21 protein-coding genes are annotated in these 22,536 nt (G+C 59.7%); 6 read left to right on the top strand and 15 right to left on the bottom strand.

The window, feature by feature from the left end; genetic code table 11:
• The first annotated feature begins 316 nt into the window (after window positions 1-316).
• Window positions 317-856, top strand: coding sequence for a DUF2058 domain-containing protein (locus N438_RS21020; protein ID WP_012967804.1), 540 nt, complete (start codon window positions 317-319; stop codon window positions 854-856).
• A 25-nt stretch (window positions 857-881) separates the two neighbouring features.
• On the opposite strand, the gene N438_RS21015 is transcribed toward N438_RS21020, so the two are convergent.
• Complete coding sequence (locus tag N438_RS21015; RefSeq protein ID WP_116696481.1) at window positions 882-1,580, bottom strand: RluA family pseudouridine synthase; 699 nt, start codon at window positions 1,578-1,580, stop codon at window positions 882-884.
• Window positions 1,581-1,770: 190 nt separating this feature from the next.
• Between N438_RS21015 and N438_RS21010 the strand changes: the two genes are divergently transcribed.
• Entirely contained in the window at window positions 1,771-2,253 is a 483-nt protein-coding gene (locus tag N438_RS21010) for a cold shock domain-containing protein (RefSeq protein ID WP_072045407.1), read from the top strand.
• Window positions 2,254-2,365: 112 nt separating this feature from the next.
• Window positions 2,366-3,265, top strand: coding sequence for a LysR family transcriptional regulator (locus tag N438_RS21005; protein ID WP_008804348.1), 900 nt, complete (start codon window positions 2,366-2,368; stop codon window positions 3,263-3,265).
• Here N438_RS21005 and N438_RS21000 read toward each other — a convergent pair.
• The 3 genes from N438_RS21000 to N438_RS20990 form a co-directional block, all read right to left on the bottom strand.
• On the bottom strand, window positions 3,240-4,049 hold the full coding sequence (locus N438_RS21000; protein WP_008804347.1) for a substrate-binding domain-containing protein: 810 nt from the start codon (window positions 4,047-4,049) through the stop codon (window positions 3,240-3,242). The genes N438_RS21005 and N438_RS21000 overlap by 26 nt on opposite strands.
• Before the next feature lie 11 nt (window positions 4,050-4,060).
• Window positions 4,061-5,356, bottom strand: a complete 1,296-nt coding sequence (locus N438_RS20995; protein ID WP_032432118.1) for an MFS transporter — start codon at window positions 5,354-5,356, stop codon at window positions 4,061-4,063.
• A 305-nt stretch (window positions 5,357-5,661) separates the two neighbouring features.
• Window positions 5,662-6,594 carry a LysR family transcriptional regulator gene (locus tag N438_RS20990; RefSeq protein WP_064161602.1) on the bottom strand — a complete coding sequence of 311 codons (933 nt, stop codon included), beginning with the start codon at window positions 6,592-6,594 and terminating at the stop codon, window positions 5,662-5,664.
• A 98-nt stretch (window positions 6,595-6,692) separates the two neighbouring features.
• Here N438_RS20990 and N438_RS20985 point away from each other — a divergent pair, with 98 nt between their 5' ends.
• Window positions 6,693-7,169 carry a GNAT family N-acetyltransferase gene (locus N438_RS20985; protein WP_008804344.1) on the top strand — a complete coding sequence of 159 codons (477 nt, stop codon included), beginning with the start codon at window positions 6,693-6,695 and terminating at the stop codon, window positions 7,167-7,169.
• A 49-nt stretch (window positions 7,170-7,218) separates the two neighbouring features.
• Here N438_RS20985 and pckA read toward each other — a convergent pair whose 3' ends face one another.
• A complete protein-coding gene (gene pckA / locus N438_RS20980; protein WP_116696480.1) occupies window positions 7,219-8,862 on the bottom strand; it encodes a phosphoenolpyruvate carboxykinase (ATP) in 1,644 nt (547 codons plus the stop codon).
• Window positions 8,863-9,145: 283 nt separating this feature from the next.
• Between pckA and N438_RS20975 the strand changes: the two genes are divergently transcribed.
• Complete coding sequence (locus tag N438_RS20975) at window positions 9,146-10,039, top strand: LysR substrate-binding domain-containing protein (RefSeq protein ID WP_008804342.1); 894 nt, start codon at window positions 9,146-9,148, stop codon at window positions 10,037-10,039.
• A 5-nt stretch (window positions 10,040-10,044) separates the two neighbouring features.
• On the opposite strand, the gene N438_RS20970 is transcribed toward N438_RS20975, so the two are convergent.
• The 5 genes from N438_RS20970 to N438_RS20950 all read right to left on the bottom strand — a co-directional run bounded on the left by N438_RS20970 (window position 10,045) and on the right by N438_RS20950 (window position 15,011).
• Window positions 10,045-10,764 (bottom strand): ABC transporter ATP-binding protein, encoded by a 720-nt coding sequence (locus tag N438_RS20970; protein WP_023290181.1) that lies wholly within the window; start codon window positions 10,762-10,764, stop codon window positions 10,045-10,047.
• Window positions 10,761-11,636 carry an ATP-binding cassette domain-containing protein gene (locus N438_RS20965; RefSeq protein WP_008804340.1) on the bottom strand — a complete coding sequence of 292 codons (876 nt, stop codon included), beginning with the start codon at window positions 11,634-11,636 and terminating at the stop codon, window positions 10,761-10,763. The genes N438_RS20970 and N438_RS20965 overlap by 4 nt, the downstream gene beginning before the upstream one ends.
• Window positions 11,633-12,919: a high-affinity branched-chain amino acid ABC transporter permease LivM gene (livM, locus tag N438_RS20960; RefSeq protein WP_032431964.1), complete on the bottom strand. Its 1,287-nt coding sequence runs from the start codon at window positions 12,917-12,919 to the stop codon at window positions 11,633-11,635. Before livM ends, N438_RS20965 begins: the two co-directional genes overlap by 4 nt.
• A gap of 9 nt (window positions 12,920-12,928) precedes the next feature.
• On the bottom strand, window positions 12,929-13,843 hold the full coding sequence (locus tag N438_RS20955) for a branched-chain amino acid ABC transporter permease (protein WP_008804338.1): 915 nt from the start codon (window positions 13,841-13,843) through the stop codon (window positions 12,929-12,931).
• Between the two features lie 109 nt (window positions 13,844-13,952).
• Window positions 13,953-15,011 (bottom strand): branched-chain amino acid ABC transporter substrate-binding protein, encoded by a 1,059-nt coding sequence (locus N438_RS20950; RefSeq protein ID WP_162494489.1) that lies wholly within the window; start codon window positions 15,009-15,011, stop codon window positions 13,953-13,955.
• A gap of 289 nt (window positions 15,012-15,300) precedes the next feature.
• On the opposite strand from N438_RS20950, the gene N438_RS28350 reads away from it, so the two are divergent.
• On the top strand, window positions 15,301-15,447 hold the full coding sequence (locus N438_RS28350; protein ID WP_004225356.1) for a hypothetical protein: 147 nt from the start codon (window positions 15,301-15,303) through the stop codon (window positions 15,445-15,447).
• A 51-nt stretch (window positions 15,448-15,498) separates the two neighbouring features.
• Here N438_RS28350 and pflB read toward each other — a convergent pair whose 3' ends face one another.
• From pflB to tdcA, 5 genes are all read right to left on the bottom strand, one after another.
• Window positions 15,499-17,793 carry a formate C-acetyltransferase gene (pflB, locus tag N438_RS20945; RefSeq protein ID WP_022065994.1) on the bottom strand — a complete coding sequence of 765 codons (2,295 nt, stop codon included), beginning with the start codon at window positions 17,791-17,793 and terminating at the stop codon, window positions 15,499-15,501.
• Between the two features lie 28 nt (window positions 17,794-17,821).
• Window positions 17,822-19,030 carry a propionate kinase gene (gene tdcD / locus N438_RS20940; protein WP_008804335.1) on the bottom strand — a complete coding sequence of 403 codons (1,209 nt, stop codon included), beginning with the start codon at window positions 19,028-19,030 and terminating at the stop codon, window positions 17,822-17,824.
• 27 nt (window positions 19,031-19,057) lie between these two features.
• Window positions 19,058-20,389 carry a threonine/serine transporter TdcC gene (tdcC, locus tag N438_RS20935; RefSeq protein WP_004200322.1) on the bottom strand — a complete coding sequence of 444 codons (1,332 nt, stop codon included), beginning with the start codon at window positions 20,387-20,389 and terminating at the stop codon, window positions 19,058-19,060.
• A gap of 25 nt (window positions 20,390-20,414) precedes the next feature.
• Window positions 20,415-21,404 (bottom strand): bifunctional threonine ammonia-lyase/L-serine ammonia-lyase TdcB, encoded by a 990-nt coding sequence (gene tdcB, locus N438_RS20930; RefSeq protein ID WP_002910762.1) that lies wholly within the window; start codon window positions 21,402-21,404, stop codon window positions 20,415-20,417.
• 93 nt (window positions 21,405-21,497) lie between these two features.
• Window positions 21,498-22,436, bottom strand: a complete 939-nt coding sequence (gene tdcA, locus N438_RS20925; protein ID WP_008804334.1) for a transcriptional regulator TdcA — start codon at window positions 22,434-22,436, stop codon at window positions 21,498-21,500.
• Between the last annotated feature and the right edge of the window lie 100 nt (window positions 22,437-22,536).

Genomic DNA, 22,536 nt, shown 5'->3' with positions numbered 1-22,536 from the left:
TCCACCCAGTCTGGTAGTACAAACGTGAACCTGTTCATCCTTGCCTGTGACACATAGTAGTACTATTAGTAAAAATTGTACTACAATCAAGATCACAAAAAAGACAATCCATCACAAAAAAGGATCGTCGACATGCCAAAAATGGTGGCGACGATCCTTCGCCGGGGACGGGAAAGATGGGCCTGCGAGGCTGGGTTAACGCGGCTTCGGCGGGGGGCTGTCAGGCTAATCGGGGTAACGAACAGTGGGTAGTGTGGCGTCGTTTCGGCCAATGCAGGTATACTGGGCAGATGTTTCCTCAGTTTCAGACACGCAGATGACAAAACTCACCTTACAAGAGCAGATGCTCAAAGCCGGCCTGGTCAGCAGCAAAAAAATGGCTAAAGTCCAGAGGACGGCGAAAAAATCCCGCGTTCAGGCCCGTGAGGCCCGGGAAGCGGTGGAAGAAAATAAAAAAGCTCAGCTGGAGCGCGATAAGCAGCTCAGCGAGCAGCAAAAGCAGGCAGTGCTGGCGAAAGAGTATAAAGCCCAGGTGAAGCAGTTGATCGAGATGAACCGCATTACGGTCGCCCGGGGCGATATCGGCTTTAACTTCACCGATAATAATCTGATCAAAAAAATCATGGTCGACAAGACCACCCAGACCCAGCTGATTAACGGCCGTCTGGCGATTGCCCGCCTGGCGGTGGATAACAAGCCCGAAGGTGAATATGCGATTATTCCGGCGGTGGTGGCCGAGAAAATCGCCCAGCGCGACGCCAGCAGCATCGTGTTGCACAGCGCCCTGAGTCAGGATGAGCAGGATGAAGACGATCCGTATGCCGACTTTAAGGTGCCCGACGATCTGATGTGGTAACCCCGGGCTTTCTCGCCGCGGGCGATCAGAACGGGCTCGCCTGCTGGATATGCATCGGCTCATGGCTGACGGGGTGGACAAAGCGCAGTTCGCTGGCGTGCAGCATCAGCCGCGGAGCCTGTTCCGTGCCGGGCAGCTCCCGGCCACCGTACAAATCGCAGCCAAGGATCGGATAGCCCAGCAGCTGGCAGTGGATGCGCAGCTGATGGGTGCGCCCGGTCTCCGGGGTAAGCGCCACCCGGGTTAACGCCAGCGCCCTCTCCCCATCCCGTGACTGATACAGGCGGTCAATGACCCGATAGCGCGAACGCGCCGGTTTGCCGTGCCGGGCGCAGAGCGACATGCGCGGGAAACGGGCCGGATCTTTGGCGATTGCCGCCTCCACGATCCCCTCGTCTTCCGCCAGGTGGCCGCACAGCAGCGCCGTATAGAACTTTGCCACCGTGCGCTGGCTGAACTGCTGACACAGCAAGGCGTTAACGTCTTTGTTGCGGGCCACCACCATCAGACCGGAGGTACCGAAGTCCAGGCGGTGCACCAGGGTGCAGCCCGGAAAGCGCTGAACCAGCCGGTGATGCACGGAGTCAAGGTTGCGCGGATCTTTGCCCGACAGGCTCAGCAGCCCGGCGGGTTTATTGATCAACAGCAGGTGTTCGTCCTGATACAAGAGGGTGATCTGTTCGCGGCACGGCGGCGCGACAAAGGTATCGATAATGGTGGACATCAGGCGGCCCGAAGAAGGAGTGGCTGGCGATAGTACCCCATTTTGGCCGCCGGCACGATGCTGGCGCACAATCCGCCCTCGCGGCGGCGTCATTTATCACCCACACTTATCGCAAAGGCATGGCCTGCACAGGCAATGTGCTTTACACTGCGCGCTGCAAAATTTGTGTTAACCAACGAGTAATACGGTAATGGCGATGAACGGAACAATCACAACGTGGTTTAAAGATAAAGGTTTTGGATTTATCAAAGATGAAAACGGCGAAAATCGTTATTTTCACGTGATTAAGGTCGCCAATCCTGATCTTATCAAGAAAGACGCGGCGGTGACTTTCGAACCTACCACCAACAATAAAGGGCTGTCGGCCTACGCGGTGAAGGTCATTCCGGAGAGCAAATATATCTATATCGCCGGCGAGCGGCTGAAGCTGACCTCCATCAAATCCTATGTGGTGTACCATGAGGAGGAGCCGCTCGAGACCCGCGTCGATAAAGAAAACGCGGTGCTGTCGGTCGGGCTGCTGATGAACAGCATCCGGCCAAAATCCACAGTGCAGCCGGGAGAGATGCGTTCGGTGAAAAAGCTGGCGATCACCACCTTTCAGGGGACAACCCTGATCTTCTCGGAAGACGAAATCGATATCGATGCCACGGTAAAACTGCTTAAGGTGTAAGCCCCGGCGCGCGGTTTCCCGCGCGCCCGAAGACCTGCCCGATAGACTACCCGCCATCGCCCCTCGCCGGACGGGGCGATGGCGCCAGACAGCCGATAAGGATGCCGCCGCCATGCCCGTGAATTTTGACTTCAACGATCTCTACGCCTTTCGCGCCCTGATGGAATATGGCAGTTTTCGGCTGGCCGCTGAATCCATCTGCCTGTCGCAGTCGGCCCTTAGCCGACGCATCGAAAAGCTGGAGACGGCGCTGGGCAACCGGCTGTTCGAACGTACCACCCGGCGGGTGACCCTCACGCTGTATGGGCAAAATTTTGCCGAACGTTCGGAGCAACTGCTGGCCCATGTCGAGACGGTGCTGGCGGATATCAGCCAGGTCAGCAAGGCGCGCACCGGGCTGGTGACGGTGGCGACGGTGCCCTCCGCCGCCTACTACTTTATGCCGGAAATCATCCGCAGCTTTCAGGCGCGTTATCCCCAGGTGCGCATCCGGTTGATTGACAGCAGCGTCGGGAATGTGATCGAGGCGGTCAGCAGCGGACAGGCTGACTTTGGCCTCTGTTTTGCCAAAAACCTGCCAGCCAGTCTCGAATTCACGCCTCTTGCCGACGACCGCTATGTGGCCGCCTGTCGGTACGATCATCCGCTGGCGCGCAAGACGCACCTCAGCTGGCAGGCGTATTTTGAACAGGATTATATTGGCCTGGATCGGGTCTCGGGCAACCGGACGCTGCTCGACCGGGAGCTGGCGCATCTGACGCCGGCGCGGCCAAGTATCTGCGAAACCCGCCACGTCACCACGATGCTGGGGATGGTGGAAGCGGGCATCGGCATTGCCGCCGTGCCCGCGATGTCGATGCCCGCCGGGGAGCATTCCGTTCTCCGCGCTGTGCCGCTCACTGACCCGGTGGTCACGCGTACGGTAGGCCTGATCCGCCTCAGCGGCCGTATTCAGTCCTACGTGGCGGCAGAGCTGGAGAAGCTGATTATTGAACAGTATCCTTCTGGCTGACCGGCGTGGTGGCGGCCACGCTTCGCATGCCGGTGGCGTGGATGGTCTCCTGCGCCGCCGGTGAGGCCAGATACGCCAGCAGCGCCTTGCCTTCCTGCGGGTGGTCGGCGCTGATAGTCACCGCCCCGGCAAAGCGGGTGATGTACTGCAGGTTATCCGGCAGTTCGCCAACGAAGGTCACGCCGGGTACCGGCAGCAGTTCGCTCACCTGCTGAAAACCGATCGCATACCGTCCCTTCGCCACTTCCGAGGCTACCGGAATGCGCTCCACCATCTGCGCTTTGCTCTGCATCGCGTCATCAATGCCCAGGGTGTGGAACAGCGTCGAGCTAACATAGCGTCCGCTGGCGCTGTCGGAGTACGCGACCGACGGCGCCGCCAGCAGCGTCGCCCGCAGCTGGTCTGCGCTATGGATAGCCGGCAGCGGCGCCCCCGCCTTCACCACCACGCCGATCGGCGAGTCGGCCAGCTCCCGACGCGAACCCGGTTGCGTACGGCCCGCTTTTTCGAGGCTGGTTAGCGCATCCCCGACCATAATCACCACGTCCGCGTGTTCGCCCCGCGCCAGGCGGTTAGGGATCGCCTGCGGCGTTTTCCCCATCGACGGGCCGGGGATCACCACGAGGTGGTTGCCGGTTTGTTTTTCCCACGCCGGGGCCAGCTTTTCCAGCGCCGCTTTGAAGCCGCCGGAGATCATCACGGTGACCTCTGCGGCCAGCGCGCTGCCGCCGGTGGCGGCCAGCAGCAGCGTGGCCAGCAGTGTTCCTGTCGTTTTACGCATCATCTTCTCCCTGATTAACGTGCCGTCTGCAGCGCAACGGCGCTACGGCGATAGAGGTAGCAAGTGGCCAGCAGGCCGCAGATGGCGGCAAAGCTCATCCAGTAGCCGGGAGACGCTTTATCACCGGTATACTCGATCAGCGCCGTGGAAATCACCGGCGTGAAGCCGCCAAATACCGCCGTCGCCAGGCTGTAGGCCAGCGAGAAACCTGCCACGCGCACTTCGGCAGGCATAATTTCGGTCAGCGCCGGGATCATCGCCCCGTTGTACATGCCGTAGATAAACGACAGCCACAGCAGCACGCTCAGCATCATCAAAAAGCTCGGCGCGTTCGCCAGCAGGGTCAGTGCAGGCCAGGCGGTAGCCAGCGCCAGCAGGGTCATGGCAATCAGCACCGGTCGGCGGCCAAAGCGGTCAGACAGCGCCCCGCCCACCGGCAGCCAGAAGAAGTTGGAAATCGCCACCAGCAGCGTAACCAGCAGGCTGTCAGAGGCGCTGAGCATCAGCACCTTTTTACCAAAGGTCGGCGCATAGACGGTGATCAGGTAGAACGCGGTGGTGGTCATCGCCACCATCATCATCCCGGCGATAACCACCTGCCAGTTCGCCAGCAGCGTGGCGAACACCTGGCGCATCGCCAGATGATGGCGGCGGGCGGTAAACTCCTGGGTCTCCTCCAGCTTACGGCGCAGGATGAAAATGAACGGAACAATCAGGCAGCCGAAGACGAACGGAATGCGCCAGCCCCAGTCGCTGATGGCGCTCTGCTCCAGCACCGCGTTGAGGGCAAAGCCCATCGCGGCCGCCACCATGATGGCAACCTGCTGACTGCCCGACTGCCAGCTGGTGTAAAAGCCTTTGCGACCCGGTGTGGCGATCTCGGCCAGATAGACCGACACCCCGCCCAGCTCGGCGCCAGCGGAAAAGCCCTGCAGCAGACGGCCGATCAGCACCAGCAATGGCGCCCACAGGCCAATGGTCTGGTAAGAGGGGATCAGCACGATCAGGAAGGTGCCGGTGGCCATGATCGACAGGGTGACGATCAGCCCCTTGCGCCGCCCCACCTTGTCGATGTAGGCGCCAAGCACGATAGCGCCGATGGGGCGCATCAAAAAGCCGGCGCCAAAGACCGCGAAGGTCATCATCAGCGAGGCGAATTCACTGCTCGCCGGAAAAAAGGTATGTGCGATGTAGGTGGCATAAAACCCGAACAGGAAAAAGTCGAACTGTTCGAGAAAGTTACCGGACGTGACGCGCAGGATGGCGCCGATCCGGTCACGGGTACTCATCAGTGAGGTTGTTGAATGCATGCAGGTCTCCAGTTTGTTATCCACGCGTTGTCGCGCGCCTGTTGCTGAAGACTGAAACAGAACCGGGAACGAAATAAGCGTAATAAACGCATCCATTAATGCATTTTACGCATGAATAACATTTAACTAATTAACATTACTTTTACATACAATCATTTAACACATGCCGTGCTAACCACGCTGCGGGTGACGGCGAAAAAGTCAGTTTTCCGTTTTGTGACCGAGGCCAGGGTACGTCGCCGTGGGTTGACGGCATAAAAACCCTGGCCTGGGGTGAGGATACACGCTGCCGGCCGCAAAGCGCGTCAGGAAGCGGAAGCGGCAGACTCCCCCACCAGCGTCTGCAACAGAGCGATCAGCCAGCGGGTAGCTTCGCGTTTCCCGCTGCGTTGGTGGGCGTAAATCTTGACGTCAAACGGCGGAACCGGAAACGGCAGCGGGAAAATGGTCAGCCGGGCGGCGCGGGCCATCGTCTCCGCCGCTCGCCGGGGCAGCGCCATCAACAGGTCGCTCTGCTCAATAATGAAGGGTGCGCTCAGCATCGAAGGGGTTTTCATCGCCACCTGCCGCGAATAGCCCTGCCGCTCCAGCTCACAATCCAGCACCCCCTGCTGCTCATTCCACGGGGTCACCACCAGATGACGGGCCGCAAGGTAGGCATCCAGGGTCAGCGCCGTCCGGTCGGCCTTGCTGATGACCACATATTCGTCCCGCAGCCAGTTAATCTCCTCAAGATCGGGATGGGCTGGCTCATCAGGGGTATTGAACCCGAGGGCCAGGTCGACCTCGCCCGCCAGCAGCTCGGTCAGCGCCGGGCTGTGGGGCAGATAACGGAGTTCAAACCGCAGCCCGGGCGCCTCACGCTGCAGGTGGTGCATCAGCGTCGGAAAGACGCAGAACGCGGTAAAATCGGTGATCGCAATCTGCATGCAGTCGGTGCTGGCGGCCGGTACAAACGCCGCCGGCGGCGTCAGCTCCTGGTTGAGAAACTTCAGCGCCGAAGCAATAGAGGGCGCCAGCTGGCTGGCATAGACGCTGGGGCACATCCGGTGCCCTTCGCGATAGAACAGCGGATCGTTGAGGGCGCTGCGCAGCCGGGAAAGCGCATGGCTCAGCGCCGAGGTGCTCATCGCCAGCTCTTCCGCCGCCAGACGCACCGAGCGGGAGCGATAGACCGCGTCAAAGACTGGCAGCAGGTTGAGGTCAATCCGGCGCAGGACAGGATGCATAATATTCATCGTTTGCTGATTTCATTGCACTTAATTCTTTTCACAATACCGCTTATCCTCTGGGTCAGCAATTTTGCTCTCTTTTGACTATTGATACAGGACGCCCCATGAGCATCACGATCCGCCAGGCCACCCCGGACGACGCCACCGCTATTTACGACATGATTTATGAACTCGCGGTCTACGAGAAAGCCCCTGAAGAGGTGGTGACGACGGCAGAGGAGATCAGAGAGACGCTGTTTGCCAGCGGCAGCAAAACCGAAGCGCTGATCTGCGAGGTGGCGGGCAAAGCGGTGGGCTACGCGGTGTTCTTCACCAGCTACTCCACCTGGCTTGGACGCAATGGTATCTATATGGAGGATCTGTACGTGACCCCCGACTATCGCGGGATCGGCGCCGGAAAAGCGTTGCTGAAAACCATCGCGCAATATGCTGTACAGCGTCAGTGCGGGCGTCTGGAGTGGAGCGTGCTCGACTGGAACCAGCCGGCGATTGATTTCTATCTGAGCATTGGCGCGCAGCCGCAGGATGAGTGGGTGCGTTATCGCCTCACGGGCGATGCGCTGCGGGCCTTTGCGGAGTAAAGCGGCTCGCCAGCAGGTCGGCGCAAGGCGTCGACCTGCTGGCCGCGGATCAGGCTTCGACCGCGCTATTCTGCAGCTGCGGACCGGCCAGCGCCAGACGCGCGCCCGCTTCGGTATCGCTGTACTGCTTAAAGTTATCCATAAACAGCTGAGCCAGGCTCTCGGCCTTCTCCTGCCACTTATCCGCTGAGCTCCAGCCATTACGCGGATCCAGCACCGCGCTGTCTACCCCTGGAATGCTCTGCGGGATCGCAAGACCGAACACCGGGATGGTCTCATCGCGCAGCGGGCCGGTAGTGCCGTTGAGGATCGCGCTAATGATGCTGCGGGTATCGCGCAGCGACAGGCGTTTGCCCTCGCCGTTCCAGCCGGTGTTGACCAGCCAGGCTTCCGCATCGGATTCCGCCATCTTCGCCGCCAGGACGCTGGCGTACTGGGTTGGGTGAAGCAGCAGGAACGCCGCGCCATAGCAGGCGGAGAAGGTCGGCGTCGGCTGGGTAATGCCGCGCTCGGTACCCGCCAGCTTCGAGGTGAAACCCGACAGGAAATGGTACTGCATCTGCTCGGTGGTCAGACGGGAGACCGGCGGCAGGACGCCAAACGCGTCGGCGGCAAGGAAAATCACCTTCGACGGATGGCCCGCACGGGACACCGGCTTGACGATATTGTCGATATGCGACAGCGGATAGGAGACGCGGGTGTTTTCGGTTTTGCTGCCGTCGGCATAATCCACGCTACCGTCGGCGCGCACCACCACGTTTTCCAGCAGCGCATTGCGGCGGATGGCGCCATAAATCTCCGGCTCCGCCTGCGGGTCGAGATTGATGGTCTTGGCGTAGCAGCCGCCTTCAAAGTTAAACACGCCGTCATCGTCCCAGCCGTGCTCGTCATCGCCAATCAGCTGACGATGCGGATCGGTCGACAGGGTGGTTTTGCCGGTACCGGAGAGGCCGAAGAACAGCGCCACATCCCCTGCTTCGCCACGGTTGGCCGAGCAGTGCATCGACGCGATGCCTTTCTGCGGCAGCAGGTAGTTCATGACCGAGAACAGCCCTTTCTTCATTTCGCCGCCGTACCAGGTGCCGCCGATGAGCTGAATACGCTCGCTGAGATTAAAGGCGACGAAGTTCTCGGAGTTCATCCCCTGCGCCTGCCAGTTGGCATTGGTGCAGCCCGCGCCGTTGAGCACCACGAAGTCTGGCGTAAAGCTGGCCAGCTCGTCGGCGCTCGGCACGATAAACATGTTTTTGACAAAGTGGGCCTGCCACGCCACCTCGGTGACGAAGCGTACGCCAAGACGGGTGTCCGGGCTGGCGCCGCACCAGGCGTCGATGACGTACAGTTTTTTGCCGCTCAGATGGCCCGCGACCAGGCTTTTCAGGCTGCGCCACACGTCTGGCGATAACGGTTTGTTGTCATTGCGGCCGAGGCCGGAGTCTGCCCACCAGACGGTATCACGCGTCTGTTCGTCGCGGACGATGTATTTATCGCGCGGTGAACGGCCGGTGAAGATCCCGGTATCAACAGCCACAGCCCCAGAGTCGGTCATCACGCCGCGGGCCGCGCCGGTCAGTTCAGGAGCGGTTTCATGTGCAATAAGCAAATCGTAATCAGGGTTGTAAAAGAATTCGCCGCTTGCATTAATCCCCAGCTCCTGCAGAGCCATTTTAACTGATTCAATTTGTTGTGACATGGAACTCCTGACAAACTATTTAAGGTAAGAGGCCTGGGTTATTCATTGCTTTCGTCATCGTCGCCGGCGATTTAATAAGATAAGTCCTGGACAATAAAATAAAGCAATAAATAACCGTGAGTCGCGATTTCATATCGTGCTCATGTAGGGTCGCCGATATGCATTCATAAATCTCAACTTTCCAAAAAATGTTAACACCTGTCGATAATTATGTTAATTGCATAGTTTCTATGCGCTATGCTAAAATTGCATAGCCTTTATTGCGTTTTTGAGGACTGGATCGGTGTTGGCAAATCTGGAAGTAAAATGGCTGTATGATGTGATTGCCCTTGAGGAGTCGCGCAGCTTTACCCTGGCGGCTAAAGCCCGCAACATCTCTCAGTCCTCGTTCAGTCGACGCATCCAGTCGCTGGAGGCCTCCCTCGGATTCAGCATCTTCGATCGTAGCGCCAACCCCCTGCAATTGACCAACCGCGGGAAAATTTTTGTCGGCTATGCGCGAAATATGCTCGATGACATGGATTTTCAGATCAGTCGTATTAAGGGTTTAAATAACACGACCCAGAAAATAAGAATCGACGCGGCCCCTTCGCTGTCGGTGTTATTACTGCCGGAAATCATCGCCGGTTACACCGACCGTAAAAATAAGACTTTTCATGTTGAATCGATTAACGTCAACGACGCCGTATTTAACCTGAAAGAGGGAAAAAGCGATTTTATCCTCTCCTTCTATAATGAAGAATTAATGAACTATCCGTTTATTAATCATAAAATTTTTGATTCTTACCTGCACCTGGTCTCCCCCTGCGACGAACATGGCCGCCCGCTGTTTCATTTACATCGCGGCGTACTCCCGCTGATGAAATACGCCAACGACAGCTATATGGGGCGCCAGGTGAACCAGGTGATCGACCGTACGCCGGAGATCACCTTCTCCCTTACGTTTGTCTCTTCCATGAGCGAGCTGCTCAAGCGCATGATCCTCAATGGCGACGGCGTGGGCTGGCTGCCGCAATACTCTATTCAGCGCGAACTGGACGAAGGCCGACTGACGATCCTCGATGACCGCCTGTCGCTGCCTATCGGCGCCTGGCTCTACCGCTCCGGCTCGCGGCTTAACCAGGCCGCCGAACGTTTCTGGCAGCACATTAAAACCCGTAACGAACCGCGGGAATAACCCCCTCAGCCGCTGATCCCCAGATATGCCTTACGCACCTCCGGGTCGTTGAGCAGCGCCTGGCCGCTGCCGCTCAGGCGGATCTGACCGTTCACCATCACATAGGCGCGGTCCGACAGGTTGAGGGCATGGCGGGCATTCTGCTCCACCAGAAACAGCGTCATCCCCTGGGCCGTCAGCTCGCGCAGGATCTGAAAAATCTGCTTCACCACCAGCGGCGCCAGCCCCAGGCTCGGCTCATCCAGCAGCAGCAGGCGCGGTCGGCTCATCAGCGCCCGGGCGATGGCCAGCATCTGCTGCTCGCCGCCGGAGAGGGTCATCGCCCGCTGTCCCCGCCGTTCTTCCAGCCGGGGGAACAGCTGATACATCCGCGCCTTGTCTTCGGCCTGATAGCGGTTGCCAATAGCAATGGTCCCCATCAGCAGGTTCTCCTCGACGGTCATATCGGGAAAGATGCGCCGCCCTTCCGGGGCCTGGGCGATGCCGTTGCTGGCGATAAAGTGGGTCGATTTCCGGCTGATCGCCTCCCCGCGATAGAAAATCTCCCCGCCGGCAATGCGCGGCTGGCCGAAGACCGACATCAGCAGCGTTGATTTACCGGCGCCGTTGGCGCCGATCAGCGCCACCGTCTCCCCCTCGTTGACGGTGAGGGAGACCTGCTTCAGGGCCTGGATCGGCCCGTAGAAGACATCCACCTCATCAAAGGCAAGCAATGGCTGGCTCATCGGCGCGTCTCCTCTTCCTCAGCGCCAAGATAGGCGGCAATCACGCTGGCGTTAGCCTGGATCGCCTGCGGCACGCCGCGGGCGATGACGTCCCCGTGATCGAGGACGATGATATGATCCGAAATCTCCATCACCATCCCCATATCATGCTCGATCAGTAGCACCGTGATGCCGTGCTGCTGGCGCAGAAAGCGAATAATCCGGCTCAGCGCCTGGGTTTCCACCGGGTTGAGGCCGGCGGCCGGCTCGTCCAGACAGATCATCTCCGGGCGGGTACACATGGCGCGGGCGATCTCCAGCCGCCGCTGCTGTCCATAGGAGAGGGTCCCTGCCAGACGGTTGGCGCAGTCCACCATCTCCACCACCTCCAGCCAGTAAAAAGCGCGATCCAGCGCCTGACTCTCCGCCTGCCGATACCCACGAGTATTGAGGATCCCGGCCAGCAGATGGCGGTTAACCTGGGTATGCTGGGCCACCAGAAGGTTCTCAATCACCGACATCTCGCGGAATAAACGTATATTCTGGAAGGTGCGCGCCAGGCCAGCGCGGTTCACCAGATGGGTGCCACCGAACATCTTGTAATAGATCCGCCGCCCCAGCTGCGCCGGGTGGAGAAAATCGTCCGGGTGAAGCTTCTGCCCCAGCACCTGAATGACATCGGTAACCTTTTCCCGCGCCCGCAGCACGATGCTCCCCCCCGTCGCCCGGTAAAAACCGGTCAGGCAGTTAAACACCGTGGTCTTGCCCGCTCCGTTGGGGCCGATCAGGGCGGTGATCGACCCCCGCTCCACCTCCAGATTGACATCATTCAGCGCTTTGATGCCGCCGAAATGCATCATCAGATGCTCAACGCGTAAGATGCTGTCGGTCATGGCGCGACTCCTTTTCGTAACGTAACCCCGCTGCGGCTGGTGCGCACCAGGCCGCGCGGCCGCCAGATCATCATCACCACCATCAGCACGCCGAACAGCAGCACCCGATATTCGTCAAAACCGCGCAGCAGCTCCGGGGTGACCGTCAGGACAAACGCCGCCAGCACCACTCCCAGGGTGGAGCCCATTCCCCCGAGCACCACAATCGCCAGGATAAGCGCCGACTCAAAAAAGGTGAACGACGTCGGGTTAACAAACCCCTGATAGCTGGCGAAGAACACCCCGGCGATGCCGGCGGTCGACGCGCCGAGCATAAACGCCGAGAGCTTCACCAGCACGTGGTTGAGCCCCATCGCCCGACAGGCGATCTCATCCTCGCGCAGCGCCTCCCAGGCGCGGCCGATGGGCATCCGCGTCAGACGATGTTTCACCAGCAGCACCAGCATCACCACCAGGCACAGCACGGCGTAGAGAAAGATGAATTTCAGGTTGGGGTTGTAGCTGACGTGGAAAAACTCATGGATGGGGATGCCGCCATCCCTGGCCCGGCGGGTAAACTCGAGGCCAAACAGCGTGGGCGACGGCACCGGTACGCCGTTGGGCCCCCCGGTGAAGCTCACCCAGTTGTTAAGCACCAGGCGAATGATTTCGCCAAAGCCGAGGGTGACGATGGCCAGGTAGTCGCCATGCATGCGCAGCACCGGAAAGCCCAGCAACGCCCCGGCGAGGGCCGCCATCACCGCCCCCAGCGGCAGCATCGCCCAGAAGCCGAGGCCCAGGTACTGGTAGCCCAGCGCCAGGCCGTAGGCGCCGATGGCGTAGAACGCCACATAGCCCAGATCGAGCAGGCCCGCGAGGCCCACCACAATGTTCAGCCCCAGGCCGAGCAGAACGTAGATCAGGCCGAGGATCGCCACGGTCAGCAGGTATTTGCTGGCGAGAAATGGAAAGGCAATGGCCAGGACCGCCAGCAGCGGCATTATCCAGCGCAGCCGCGAGCGGTAGCCCGGCGGCCGGACGTACACCCCGTCATCCGCCCCCTCAAAGCGGGCAATAAAGGCTTTTCCCCGACGGCTCTGCAGCAGCAGGCTGAGCGCCAGCCTGCCGGCCATCACCACCGCCACGAGGATCGCCACCCGCGCGGGCGCGAGGGTAAAACCATACCCTTTGAGCACCACGCCGACGATCGGGCCAAAGACAATTAACGCGCAAAGACCGGCCAGCACGCTGTCGATCAGCGCGCTTTTGATATCCCGCGCAGGCTGGCGCGTAAATTCACCCATAAAGCCTCCTTAGACCTTGGCCACCAGCGGACGTCCCAGCAGCCCCTGCGGGCGAAAAATCAGGATCGCCACCAGCAGCGCAAAGGAAAAGACATCTTTGTAATCCGAATTCACCAGCCCGGCGAACTGGGCTTCGGCCACCCCGAGCAGCAGTCCGCCCAGCATCGCGCCAGGCAGCGAGCCGATCCCGCCCAGCACCGCGGCGGTGAAGGCTTTGATGCCGATAATAAATCCGATATAGAAGTCGAAGGTGCCGTAGTTCATGGTCACCAGCACGCCGGCCAGACCGGCCATCGCCGCGCCGATGACAAACACCAGGGAGATCACCCGGTCGGTATTGATGCCAAGGATCGCCGCCATACGCCGGTCCTGCTGGGTAGCGCGACAGATGCGCCCCAGCCGGGTGTACTGGATAATCCAGGTCAGGGTCAGCATCCCCACCAGCGCCGCGACGAGAATAAACACTTTGGTCCAGGTGATCTGCACCACCCCATCGCCCACCGTCATGCGCAGCGCGCCGCTGAGCAGCGTCGGGATCCCCTGCTGGTTCGGCCCCTGGCTCAGCTGGACATAGTTCTGCAGGATCAGCGACATTCCGATAGCCGAGATCAGCGGCGCCAGCCGCGTCGAGTTGCGCAGCGGCCGGTAGGCGATGCGCTCGATCGCCCAGCCATATACGCCAGTGACCACGATGGTGAACACCAGGGTGGCGAAAATCAGCAGCGGAAAGGAGTGGATCCCGAAGAAAGAGAGCAGCGCCAGGCCGATGGCGCACAGATAGGCGGAGACCATATACACCTCGCCGTGGGCGAAGTTGATCATGCCGATGATCCCATACACCATGGTGTAGCCGATGGCGATTAAGCCGTACACTGCGCCCAGCGTCAGCCCATTGATCAGTTGTTGCAGAAAAAACGCCGTCATAGCCCCTCCAGCCGCCAGGCAGACGGCCGCCGGGTTCCGTTCCCGGTCGACCGCCGCCGTGTGACGATTCGCAAGTCAAAAGGACAGAGCGTCCTCAGGTCGTGGCCGATCAGAGCTGATGATATTTGCCCTTGTCGTCCCACTGATAGACCACGTAGTCGGACACCTTGAGGTCGCCTTTGCCATCCCAGGCTTTCTTGCCCATCACCGTATCGACGTCGTGGCTCTTCAGCCAGTCGCTGGCTTTGGCGTTATCGGTACCCACGGCGTTCCAGGCCGCGGCAATGGCCTGAATGGAGGCGTAGGCGTAGAGGGTATAGCCTTCTGGTTCAAAGCCGCTGGCGCGGAACTTCTCGATCACCGCTTTGCCTTCCGGGAGGGTGCGCGGGTCCTGACCAAAGGTCATCAGCACGCCGTTGGTGAACTGCGGCCCGCCGGCGGCCGTCACCAGCTCCTCGGTGACGATACAGTCGCCGGAGAAGAATTTAGCCTGCACCCCCTGCTCGCGCATCTGACGCACCAGCGGGCCCGCTTCCGGATGACAGCCGCCAAAGTAGACCACGTCCGGCTTGAGGGCGCCGATCTTGGTCACCAGGGCGTTAAAGTCTTTTTCACCGCGGGAGAGGCCTTCGTACAACACTTCTTTGGTGCCCCGCTTCGCCAGCGCCGCGCGGGTGGCATCGGCCAGCCCCTGACCATAGGTGTCTTTATCGTGGATGACGGCAATTTTCTTCGCCTTCAGCACATCCAGCATATAGTTGGCGGCAATCGCCCCCTGCTGATCGTCACGACCACACATGCGGAAAAGGTCCTTCATGCCGCGCTCGGTGATCTGCGGGTTGGTCGAGCCGGGGGTAATGGTCAGGATCCCGGCTTCGTCATATACCTCGGAGGCCGGCATCGTTGAGGAAGAGCAAAAGTGCCCCACCACGGCGGAGACTTTCGCTTCGTCCACCAGCCGGTTGGCCACCGCCACCGCCTGCTTCGGTTCGCACGCGTCATCCCCCTGCACCAGCACAATCTTTTCGCCTTTGATGCCACCGGCGGCATTGATATCGGCCACCGCCTGTGAAGCCCCCTTCCAGTACTGGGCGCCGTAGGTGGCGTTGGGTCCGGTAAAGGGCCCGGCGACGCCGATCTTCACGTCTGCCTGGGCGTAAAAGGCCATGCTCATACAACCTGCTATCACAACATGAAGCGTCATTGTTTTCAGTTTCAAAGACATTCGGATATTCCTCAGCGATGTAAAGCCTGGCGTCATGGAATGACGCAGAAAATATCACTTACCGTGTGGTGCCGACGTTGGCGCAGCGCCAGGACGGCCAGGGTGGAAGAAGCAAAAATCCCGCCAGGTAGAGAGGTCGCGCCGGAGCGCGGACGCCCCGGTCAGTGCGCACGCGACGGCAACCCGTGCCGCATCCGGCAAGGTCGCATTCCCTTTCAGGTCAGGAGATCGGTTGCCATCACGTGGCGAGCCGGACAACGCGGTATCCGTACCGGCCCGTGAGCTAAACATAGATGCAGTTAGCGGTCGCTGCGCGCCAGCGTGGTGCAAAAATGCGAATATGATCAACAGTGGTGATTATTTTGTTGCGGTAATGTGAAGATGATAACAGGAGAGCCCGTTAAAGGCTCTCCTGTGGCCTGGCGGCGGCTCAGAGTTGACTGGTGAACGTTCGGGAGATCACATCCTGCTGCTGCTCGCGGGTCAGCGCGTTAAAGCGGACCGCATAGCCGGAGACGCGGATCGTCAGATTCGGATACTGCTCCGGGTGTTCTATCGCATCAAGCAGCTTTTCCCGGTTCAGCACATTGACGTTAAGATGCTGTCCCCCCTCCACCGTCTCCTCGTGGTGGAAGTAGCCGTCCAGCAGCCCCACCAGGTTGTTTTCCTGCGCCGACGGGGCTTTGCCGAGGGCCGCCGGCACGATGGAGAAGGTATACGAGATGCCATCTTTGGCGTAGGTAAACGGCAGTTTCGCCACCGAGGTCAGCGACGCCACCGCCCCTTTGCGGTCGCGGCCATGCATCGGATTGGCCCCCGGGGCGAACGGCGTCCCCGCCCGACGTCCGTCCGGCGTATTGCCGGTTTTCTGCCCGTACACCACGTTGGAGGTGATGGTCAGGATCGACTGGGTCGGCACCGCCTGGCGCCAGGTGGGGAGCGCCTGAATTTTGCGCATAAAGCGCTCCACCAGGTCGCAGGCGATGGCATCGACCCGATCGTCGTTGTTGCCGTACTGCGGATAATCGCCCTCAATGACAAAGTCCACCGCCAGCCCGTGGTGATCGCGCACCGGCTTCACCCGGGCGTACTTTATCGCCGACAGCGAATCCGCCGCCACCGACAGGCCGGCGATGCCGCAGGCCATCGTGCGGTAGACGTCGCGGTCGTGCAGGGCCATCAGCGCCGCCTCGTAGCTGTACTTATCATGCATACAATGGATGATGTTCAGCGCGCTGATGTACTGCACCGCCAGCCAGTCCATAAAGTGGTCGAGGCTCGCCATCACGGTGTCATAGTCCAGCACCTCATCACGCAGAGGGTCGGTTTTCGGCCCCACCTGGATCTTCAGTTTCTCATCCACCCCGCCGTTAATCGCGTAGAGCAGCGTTTTGGCGAGATTGGCGCGGGCGCCGAAGAACTGCATCTGCTTGCCGATCACCATCGGGCTAACGCAGCAGGCGATGGCGTAGTCGTCGCTGTGAAAATCGCTGCGCATCAGATCGTCGTTCTCATACTGCAGCGACGAGGTGGCGATAGAGACCCGGGCGGCATATTTTTTAAACGCCACCGGCAGCGCCTGCGACCAGAGCACGGTCAGGTTCGGCTCCGGCGCCGGCCCCATGGTGTGCAGGGTATGCAGGTAACGGAAGGTGGTTTTACTGACCAGGGTGCGGCCATCCAGCCCCATACCGCCCAGCACCTCCGTCGCCCAGATGGGATCCCCGGAGAACAGCGTGTCAAATTCCGGGGTGCGCAGGAAACGCACCATGCGGATCTTCATGATGAAGTGGTCAATGAGCTCCTGGGCCTGCTGTTCATTGAGCCGACCCGCCCGCAGATCGCGTTCGATATAGATGTCGAGGAAGGTGGCCGTGCGCCCCAGCGACATGGCACCGCCGTTCTGCGACTTCACCGCCGCCAGGTAGGCGAAGTACAGCCACTGCACCGCCTCCCGGGCAGTGCGCGCCGGGTGGGCGATATCGCAGCCGTAGCGGGCCGCCATCTCCTGCATCTGCTGCAGCGCGCGCCGCTGTTCGGCCAGCTCTTCGCGCAGGCGCAGGGTGGCCTCCAGCGCCTCGCCGCGCTCAAGGGCTGGCTGCAGGTCGGCAAACTGCAGCTCACGTTCGCGAACCAGATAGCGGATACCGTACAGCGCGACGCGGCGGTAATCACCAATGATCCGTCCGCGGCCATAGCCGTCCGGCAGCCCGGTCAGCACCCCCGACTTGCGACAGCGCAGCATATCCGGGGAATAGACGTCAAATACCCCCTGATTGTGGGTCTTGCGCAGCGCCGTAAACTGATACTCAAAGGCGGGATCCATTTCGCGGCCATAGGCCTCGAAGGCGCTTTTGATCATATTGATGCCGCCAAAAGGATGCAGGGCGCGCTTCAGCGGCTGGTCCGTTTGCAGGCCGACGATCTTTTCCAGCGGCTGGTTGATATAGCCCGCCGCGTGGGCGGTGATGGAGGTGGCGACATTGGTGTCGAAATCCACCGGCGCATGGGTGGCGTTCTCGACGCGGATCCCGGCCATCACCTGCTCCCAGAGGGCGGTGGTCGCTGGCGTCGCGTCGGCGAGGAAAGACTCATCGCCCTCGTAAGGGGTGTAGTTATGCTGAATAAAGTCGCGGACGTCGATCTGCGTTTGCCACGCCGTACCGCGAAAGCCCTGCCAGGCGTCGGCGTATTGTGCGTCGTGGGTGTCGATATCTACTTTCATGAACATCGTCTCTCTACAGAATAAAAAGTCAGGCCAGCGCCGCCGCCGTGTGGATCCGACCTAAGCGGATCGCATCGAGGGCAATCATGCGCTCTTCATTGGTAGGAATAACCGCGCAGCGCACCCGGCTGCCGTCGGCGGAGATCAGGCGCTCGCCGGCCGAATTCGGCTGCTGGTTGCGGGCGACGTCCATCTCAAGGCCAAATACCGCCAGCCGCTCGCTTACCAGCCGACGGATCAGCACCGAGTTCTCGCCAATTCCCCCGGTGAAAATAATGCCGTCGAGACGCTGCAGCGCCGCGGCGTGACCGGCAATATGACGGGCGATGCGATGGACAAAGGTTTTAATCGCCAGGCGGGCGCGGGCATGGCCCTCATGCCACGCCTGCTCCAGCACCCGCAGGTCGGAGGAAAGGCCGGAGATCCCCAGCAGGCCGGAGGCGGTGTTGGCCACCCGCTCCAGGTCGCTGAGGGTCTGCCGGGTCTCCCCGGCAATCCACGCCATGGCGCCGAAGTCGACATCGCCGCTGCGGGTGCCCATCATCAGCCCCTCCAGCGGCGTCATCCCCATCGAGGTGTCCACGCTGCGGCCGTTGCGCACCGCGCAGATCGAGGCGCCATTGCCCAGGTGGGCGATCACCAGGCCGCTCTCCTGCTCCGGCAACCCGAGCAGCGCCAGGGCGCGCCGGGACACATAGCGGTGCGAGGTACCGTGGAAACCGTAGCGGCGTACCCCGAGGTTCTGGTAATACTCCCACGGCAGACCATAGAGAAAGGCTTCCGGGGCCAGGGTCTGGTGAAAGCTGGTATCAAAGACCGCCACCTGCATCACTTGCGGGAACAGCCGCTGCGCCGAGGCGATGCCGCTGAGACTGGCGTAGTTATGCAGCGGGGCCAGGGATGATACCTGGCGAATGTTATTGATAACCTCCTCGCTAATAATGACCGACTCGGTGAAGAGGTCGCCGCCGTGGGCGACGCGGTGGCCAATCAGGGCCACGCTGTCGATAAGGTCGCGTTGGGCTAATGCTCCGGCAATCGCCTGCAGGGCGCCTTCATAGCCGCGCTGCGCCAGCGCCACCGGCTCGCCGCCGTTGAGCGAGAGAAACGCCCGTTCCGCGTTGATGCCCTCGGCCACGCCGTTCAGCAGGCAGTCGCAGCTGGCGGCGTCCAGGACGGAAAATTTGATCGACGACGAGCCGCAGTTGATCACCAGTACTACCGGAAATTCAGTCATGTTGTACTCCGCGTGGCCTGAGCCGGATTAGAACAGTTTGTAAACGATGTTGAGGATGGTCAGCAGACCAATGGCGGTCACAAAGAGGTTATCGAGACGGCCACGGTATTTGGCCAGCGAAGGCGCTTTACGAATGGCGTACATCGGCAGCAGGCACAGCAGCGAGGCGATAATCGGCGCGCCCATGGCCTCAATCAGGTCGAGGATATTGGGGTTGGCATACGCCACCACCCAGGTCGAGCCCATGATGAACACCATGCTCAGGGTATTGAGCTTGCCGCTGGAGACCCGGGTTTTATCCCCTTTATAGCCGAAGCGCAGGATCAGACCGTTCAGCCCCTCGAGGGTGCCGAGATAGTGGCCGAAGAACGATTTGAAGATGGCCACCAGGGCGATGATCGACGCGCCATACTCCAGCAGGGTGGCGAACGTGGATTTGGTGCCCGACATCGAGGCAAAGTGGTTCGCCAGATAGGAGAGCACCGGGATATTCTGCGCCTTGGCGTCCGCCATGTTCTGCGGCGAGAGGGTAAACAGGCAGCTGAAGGCGAAGAACATCACCACCGCCACCATCAGCATGCTGGCCCGGGAGATGATCTGTGAGCATTTGCGTTCGGTATACTCCCGGCCAAACTGCGCTTCATACTCTTCGCGTTTGGAGACCACAAATGAGGAGACGATCGGCGAGAAGTTAAAGGAGAACACCATGATGGAGATGCCCAGCCATACCGTCACCAGAATGCCGTCGTGACCGGTTAAGGCGATATCGCTGAGGTTGACCTGGTCAATCACCGCGCTATTCCAGTAAGGGATCAGGGACAGGGAGATCACCACCAGGCTGGCGATAAACGGCCACACCAGATAGCTCATCACCTTGACCATCAGGTCTTTACCAAACCAGATGACAAACGCCATCAGCAGCAGCAGGAGCAGCGCCACCACCCCGCGGTTGAGGGCCGGCATCTGCAGCTGGTTCTCCCAGAAGGTCATAAAGGTATTGGTGATCGTGACGCCATAAATCCACAGCAGCGGGCAAATGGCGAAGAAGTACAGAAAGGTGATCACCACCCCGCCGGTTTTGCCAAAATGCTCTTCCACCGTTTCGGTGATATTGCCGGAGGGGTTAGCCCCCGACAGGCATAGCCGGGCCAGCGCCCGATGGCAATAAAAGGCGATGGGATAGGCCAGCACCAGCATCACCAGGATCGGGATCAGCCCGCCGAAGCCAGCGCGAATAGGGAAAAACAGCACCCCGGCGCCGATAGCGGTGCCAAACAGGCCCAGGGTCCAGGTGGTGTCAGATTTACGCCAGGACGAAAGGCTTGTCTGGCTGGATGCAATGCTCTCAGTCGTACTCATATCCTGTCCTCACTTATGTATTGAATTAAGCGTCAACAAAACCCGTAATTTGCGATACCCGCGAGAGATCGATATTGCCCCCGGAAATCAGGCTGACCGTTTTGCGGTTCTGGATATAGCTGTCTAGTTTGCCGCTTAATAACGCGGCGCAGGCCAACGCCCCGGCCCCTTCGGTGATCACTTTATTGCGCTGAATTAAGGCGACCATGCTCTGGCGAATGTCGTCCTCACTGACCAGGACGATGTCATCCACCAGCTGGCGGGCGATTTCATAAGTCAGTTTCCCTGGCCGGGCGACATCGCAACCATCGGCTAAGGTGCCGGCGTGGCGATGGCTGGTGATCTCCCCGGCATACCAGGAGGCGGCCATCCCGTGAACATTTTCTGACTGCACGCCAATAATGCGGATCGTCGGGTTAATGGATTTAATCGCAATCGCGATGCCGGCAATTAATCCCCCGCCGCCAATCGGCACGATGACATTATCCACGTCATACAGATCTTCTAATATTTCGAGACCAATCGTTCCCTGCCCGGCAATAACCTGCGGGTCGTCATAGGGGGGAATAAAAATACGGCCCTCAAGTTCAACAATATCGCTGGCTTTGGCGAGGGTATCGTTAAAGTTATCGCCATGCAGGACTACCTCTGCCGAATAATCGCAAGTGGCGGCGACTTTCGATTTCGGCGCCCCTTTCGGCATCACCACTTTCCCGTCAATGCCGAGCATGGCGCAGGAGAGCGAGACCCCCTGCGCATGGTTGCCCGCCGAACAGGCCACCACCCCTTTGCGTTTTTCCGCCGCGGTTAAACCGCAGAGCTTATTAAACGCGCCGCGAATTTTAAATGAGCCCGTGCGCTGCATATTTTCGAATTTAAGGAATATTTCCCCCTGGCAGCGTTCGCTAAAATAATTCGAGCGGGGCATGCCCGTTTTATATATTTTTCCCGCCAGGCGTTGCTTCGCCTCGAGAATATCGTCAATGGATACCGGAAGATCGTAGGTAATATGCATGATGGCCTCTGTATCTTAATATAAAGTCAATGACCGGGCGTCATCCTGCTGATAACAGCGAGGACGTGTGTTGGGTTATTTAATCAATATCAGTCAGGCAATTTCTATTGGCTGCCAGTGGCGGTTTCCCTGCCCCGAAGAGTACTGTTTCGCCATCTCCACCAGCGACGCCGCCGCGGTTTTAAGCCGGTAATTCTTCGACCATACCGCCGCATAGCGCGCCACCGGCAAGGCCTCTTTAATGGGGATGGTGACAAACTGGCTCGAGCCGAACGGCGTGGTCATGTCGCAGGGGATCACCGTCAGAAAATCGGCATTGAGTACCAGGTTATAGATCGTCACCACCGAATCGGTATTGACGATATTTTCGCGGCGGATGCCGCTGCGCTGCAGGGTGGCCAGCAGTTCGCTGTAATAGCCCATATTGGTCTCCGGCAGCACCCACTGCTCATGCTGGAGCGAGGCCAGACGGACGGTGCCGTTGCCGATCCGCGCCCGGTTCGCCACCAGCACAAACTCAGACTCAAACAGCGGCTCGACGTGCAGGTCCTGCAGTTTCATCTCATCGCTCAGCGTCCCGATGGCGAAGTCGAGACGCCCGTCGCGGATCGCCGGTAAAAAAGCGGAGAGCTGCGCTTCATACATTGAGACCCGCGCCTTCGGGAAGGTCATTTTAAACTGATGCACCATCTCCGACATAAAGGTAAACCCGACCAGCGAAGGGAAACCAAAGGAGACATCCACCACCGCGCTGTTGGTCAGAGCATTCATTTCATTGACCATATTTTTCATTTCACGGGTGATCGCTTCTGACCAGTTGAGAAATACCTGCCCGGCCTCGGTGAGCGAGACGCCGGTATTTCGCCGGACGATTAATTCGCTGCCAAAATAACTTTCCATGTCACCAATGATTTTACTGACCGCCGGCTGAGTGAGTCCTAACGCTTTTGCTCCGGCCCCGATTGACCCACTGCGGATCACTTCCTGGAAAACCACCAGATGCTGTGTTTTAGGCAGAGAAAAAGTATTCATCGCGTCTCACTTTCATTCCTTTGTTGACGGCGGAAAGTGTAACAAATCGCGATCACCGGGTTATGTGAGAGCTCTCACAAAGGCTCCGCCGCGGAGGATA

It is taken from the genome of Klebsiella sp. GL120222-02 (assembly GCF_003097195.1).
GTDB lineage: Bacteria > Pseudomonadota > Gammaproteobacteria > Enterobacterales > Enterobacteriaceae > Klebsiella > Klebsiella variicola.
This window is presented reverse-complemented; position numbering and strand designations above follow the sequence as displayed.

What these genes read in the sequence shown, in the direction of transcription:
- N438_RS21020 (WP_012967804.1), top strand. Translation starts at nt 317, where the DNA reads ATGACAAAACTCACCTTACAAGAGCAGATGCTCAAAGCCGGCCTGGTC.
- pckA (WP_116696480.1), bottom strand. Translation starts at nt 8,862, where the DNA reads ATGTCACAACAAATTGAATCAGTTAAAATGGCTCTGCAGGAGCTGGGG.
- tdcD (WP_008804335.1), bottom strand. Translation starts at nt 19,030, where the DNA reads ATGACTGAATTTCCGGTAGTACTGGTGATCAACTGCGGCTCGTCGTCG.
- tdcB (WP_002910762.1), bottom strand. Translation starts at nt 21,404, where the DNA reads ATGCATATTACCTACGATCTTCCGGTATCCATTGACGATATTCTCGAG.
- livM (WP_032431964.1), bottom strand. Translation starts at nt 12,919, where the DNA reads ATGGGTGAATTTACGCGCCAGCCTGCGCGGGATATCAAAAGCGCGCTG.
- N438_RS21010 (WP_072045407.1), top strand. Translation starts at nt 1,771, where the DNA reads ATGGCGATGAACGGAACAATCACAACGTGGTTTAAAGATAAAGGTTTT.
- N438_RS20990 (WP_064161602.1), bottom strand. Translation starts at nt 6,594, where the DNA reads ATGAATATTATGCATCCTGTCCTGCGCCGGATTGACCTCAACCTGCTG.
- N438_RS20985 (WP_008804344.1), top strand. Translation starts at nt 6,693, where the DNA reads ATGAGCATCACGATCCGCCAGGCCACCCCGGACGACGCCACCGCTATT.
- N438_RS21015 (WP_116696481.1), bottom strand. Translation starts at nt 1,580, where the DNA reads ATGTCCACCATTATCGATACCTTTGTCGCGCCGCCGTGCCGCGAACAG.
- N438_RS20995 (WP_032432118.1), bottom strand. Translation starts at nt 5,356, where the DNA reads ATGCATTCAACAACCTCACTGATGAGTACCCGTGACCGGATCGGCGCC.
- N438_RS20970 (WP_023290181.1), bottom strand. Translation starts at nt 10,764, where the DNA reads ATGAGCCAGCCATTGCTTGCCTTTGATGAGGTGGATGTCTTCTACGGG.
- tdcA (WP_008804334.1), bottom strand. Translation starts at nt 22,436, where the DNA reads ATGAATACTTTTTCTCTGCCTAAAACACAGCATCTGGTGGTTTTCCAG.
- N438_RS20955 (WP_008804338.1), bottom strand. Translation starts at nt 13,843, where the DNA reads ATGACGGCGTTTTTTCTGCAACAACTGATCAATGGGCTGACGCTGGGC.
- N438_RS21000 (WP_008804347.1), bottom strand. Translation starts at nt 4,049, where the DNA reads ATGATGCGTAAAACGACAGGAACACTGCTGGCCACGCTGCTGCTGGCC.
- pflB (WP_022065994.1), bottom strand. Translation starts at nt 17,793, where the DNA reads ATGAAAGTAGATATCGACACCCACGACGCACAATACGCCGACGCCTGG.
- tdcC (WP_004200322.1), bottom strand. Translation starts at nt 20,389, where the DNA reads ATGAGTACGACTGAGAGCATTGCATCCAGCCAGACAAGCCTTTCGTCC.
- N438_RS20965 (WP_008804340.1), bottom strand. Translation starts at nt 11,636, where the DNA reads ATGACCGACAGCATCTTACGCGTTGAGCATCTGATGATGCATTTCGGC.
- N438_RS21005 (WP_008804348.1), top strand. Translation starts at nt 2,366, where the DNA reads ATGCCCGTGAATTTTGACTTCAACGATCTCTACGCCTTTCGCGCCCTG.
- N438_RS20950 (WP_162494489.1), bottom strand. Translation starts at nt 15,011, where the DNA reads ATGGCCTTTTACGCCCAGGCAGACGTGAAGATCGGCGTCGCCGGGCCC.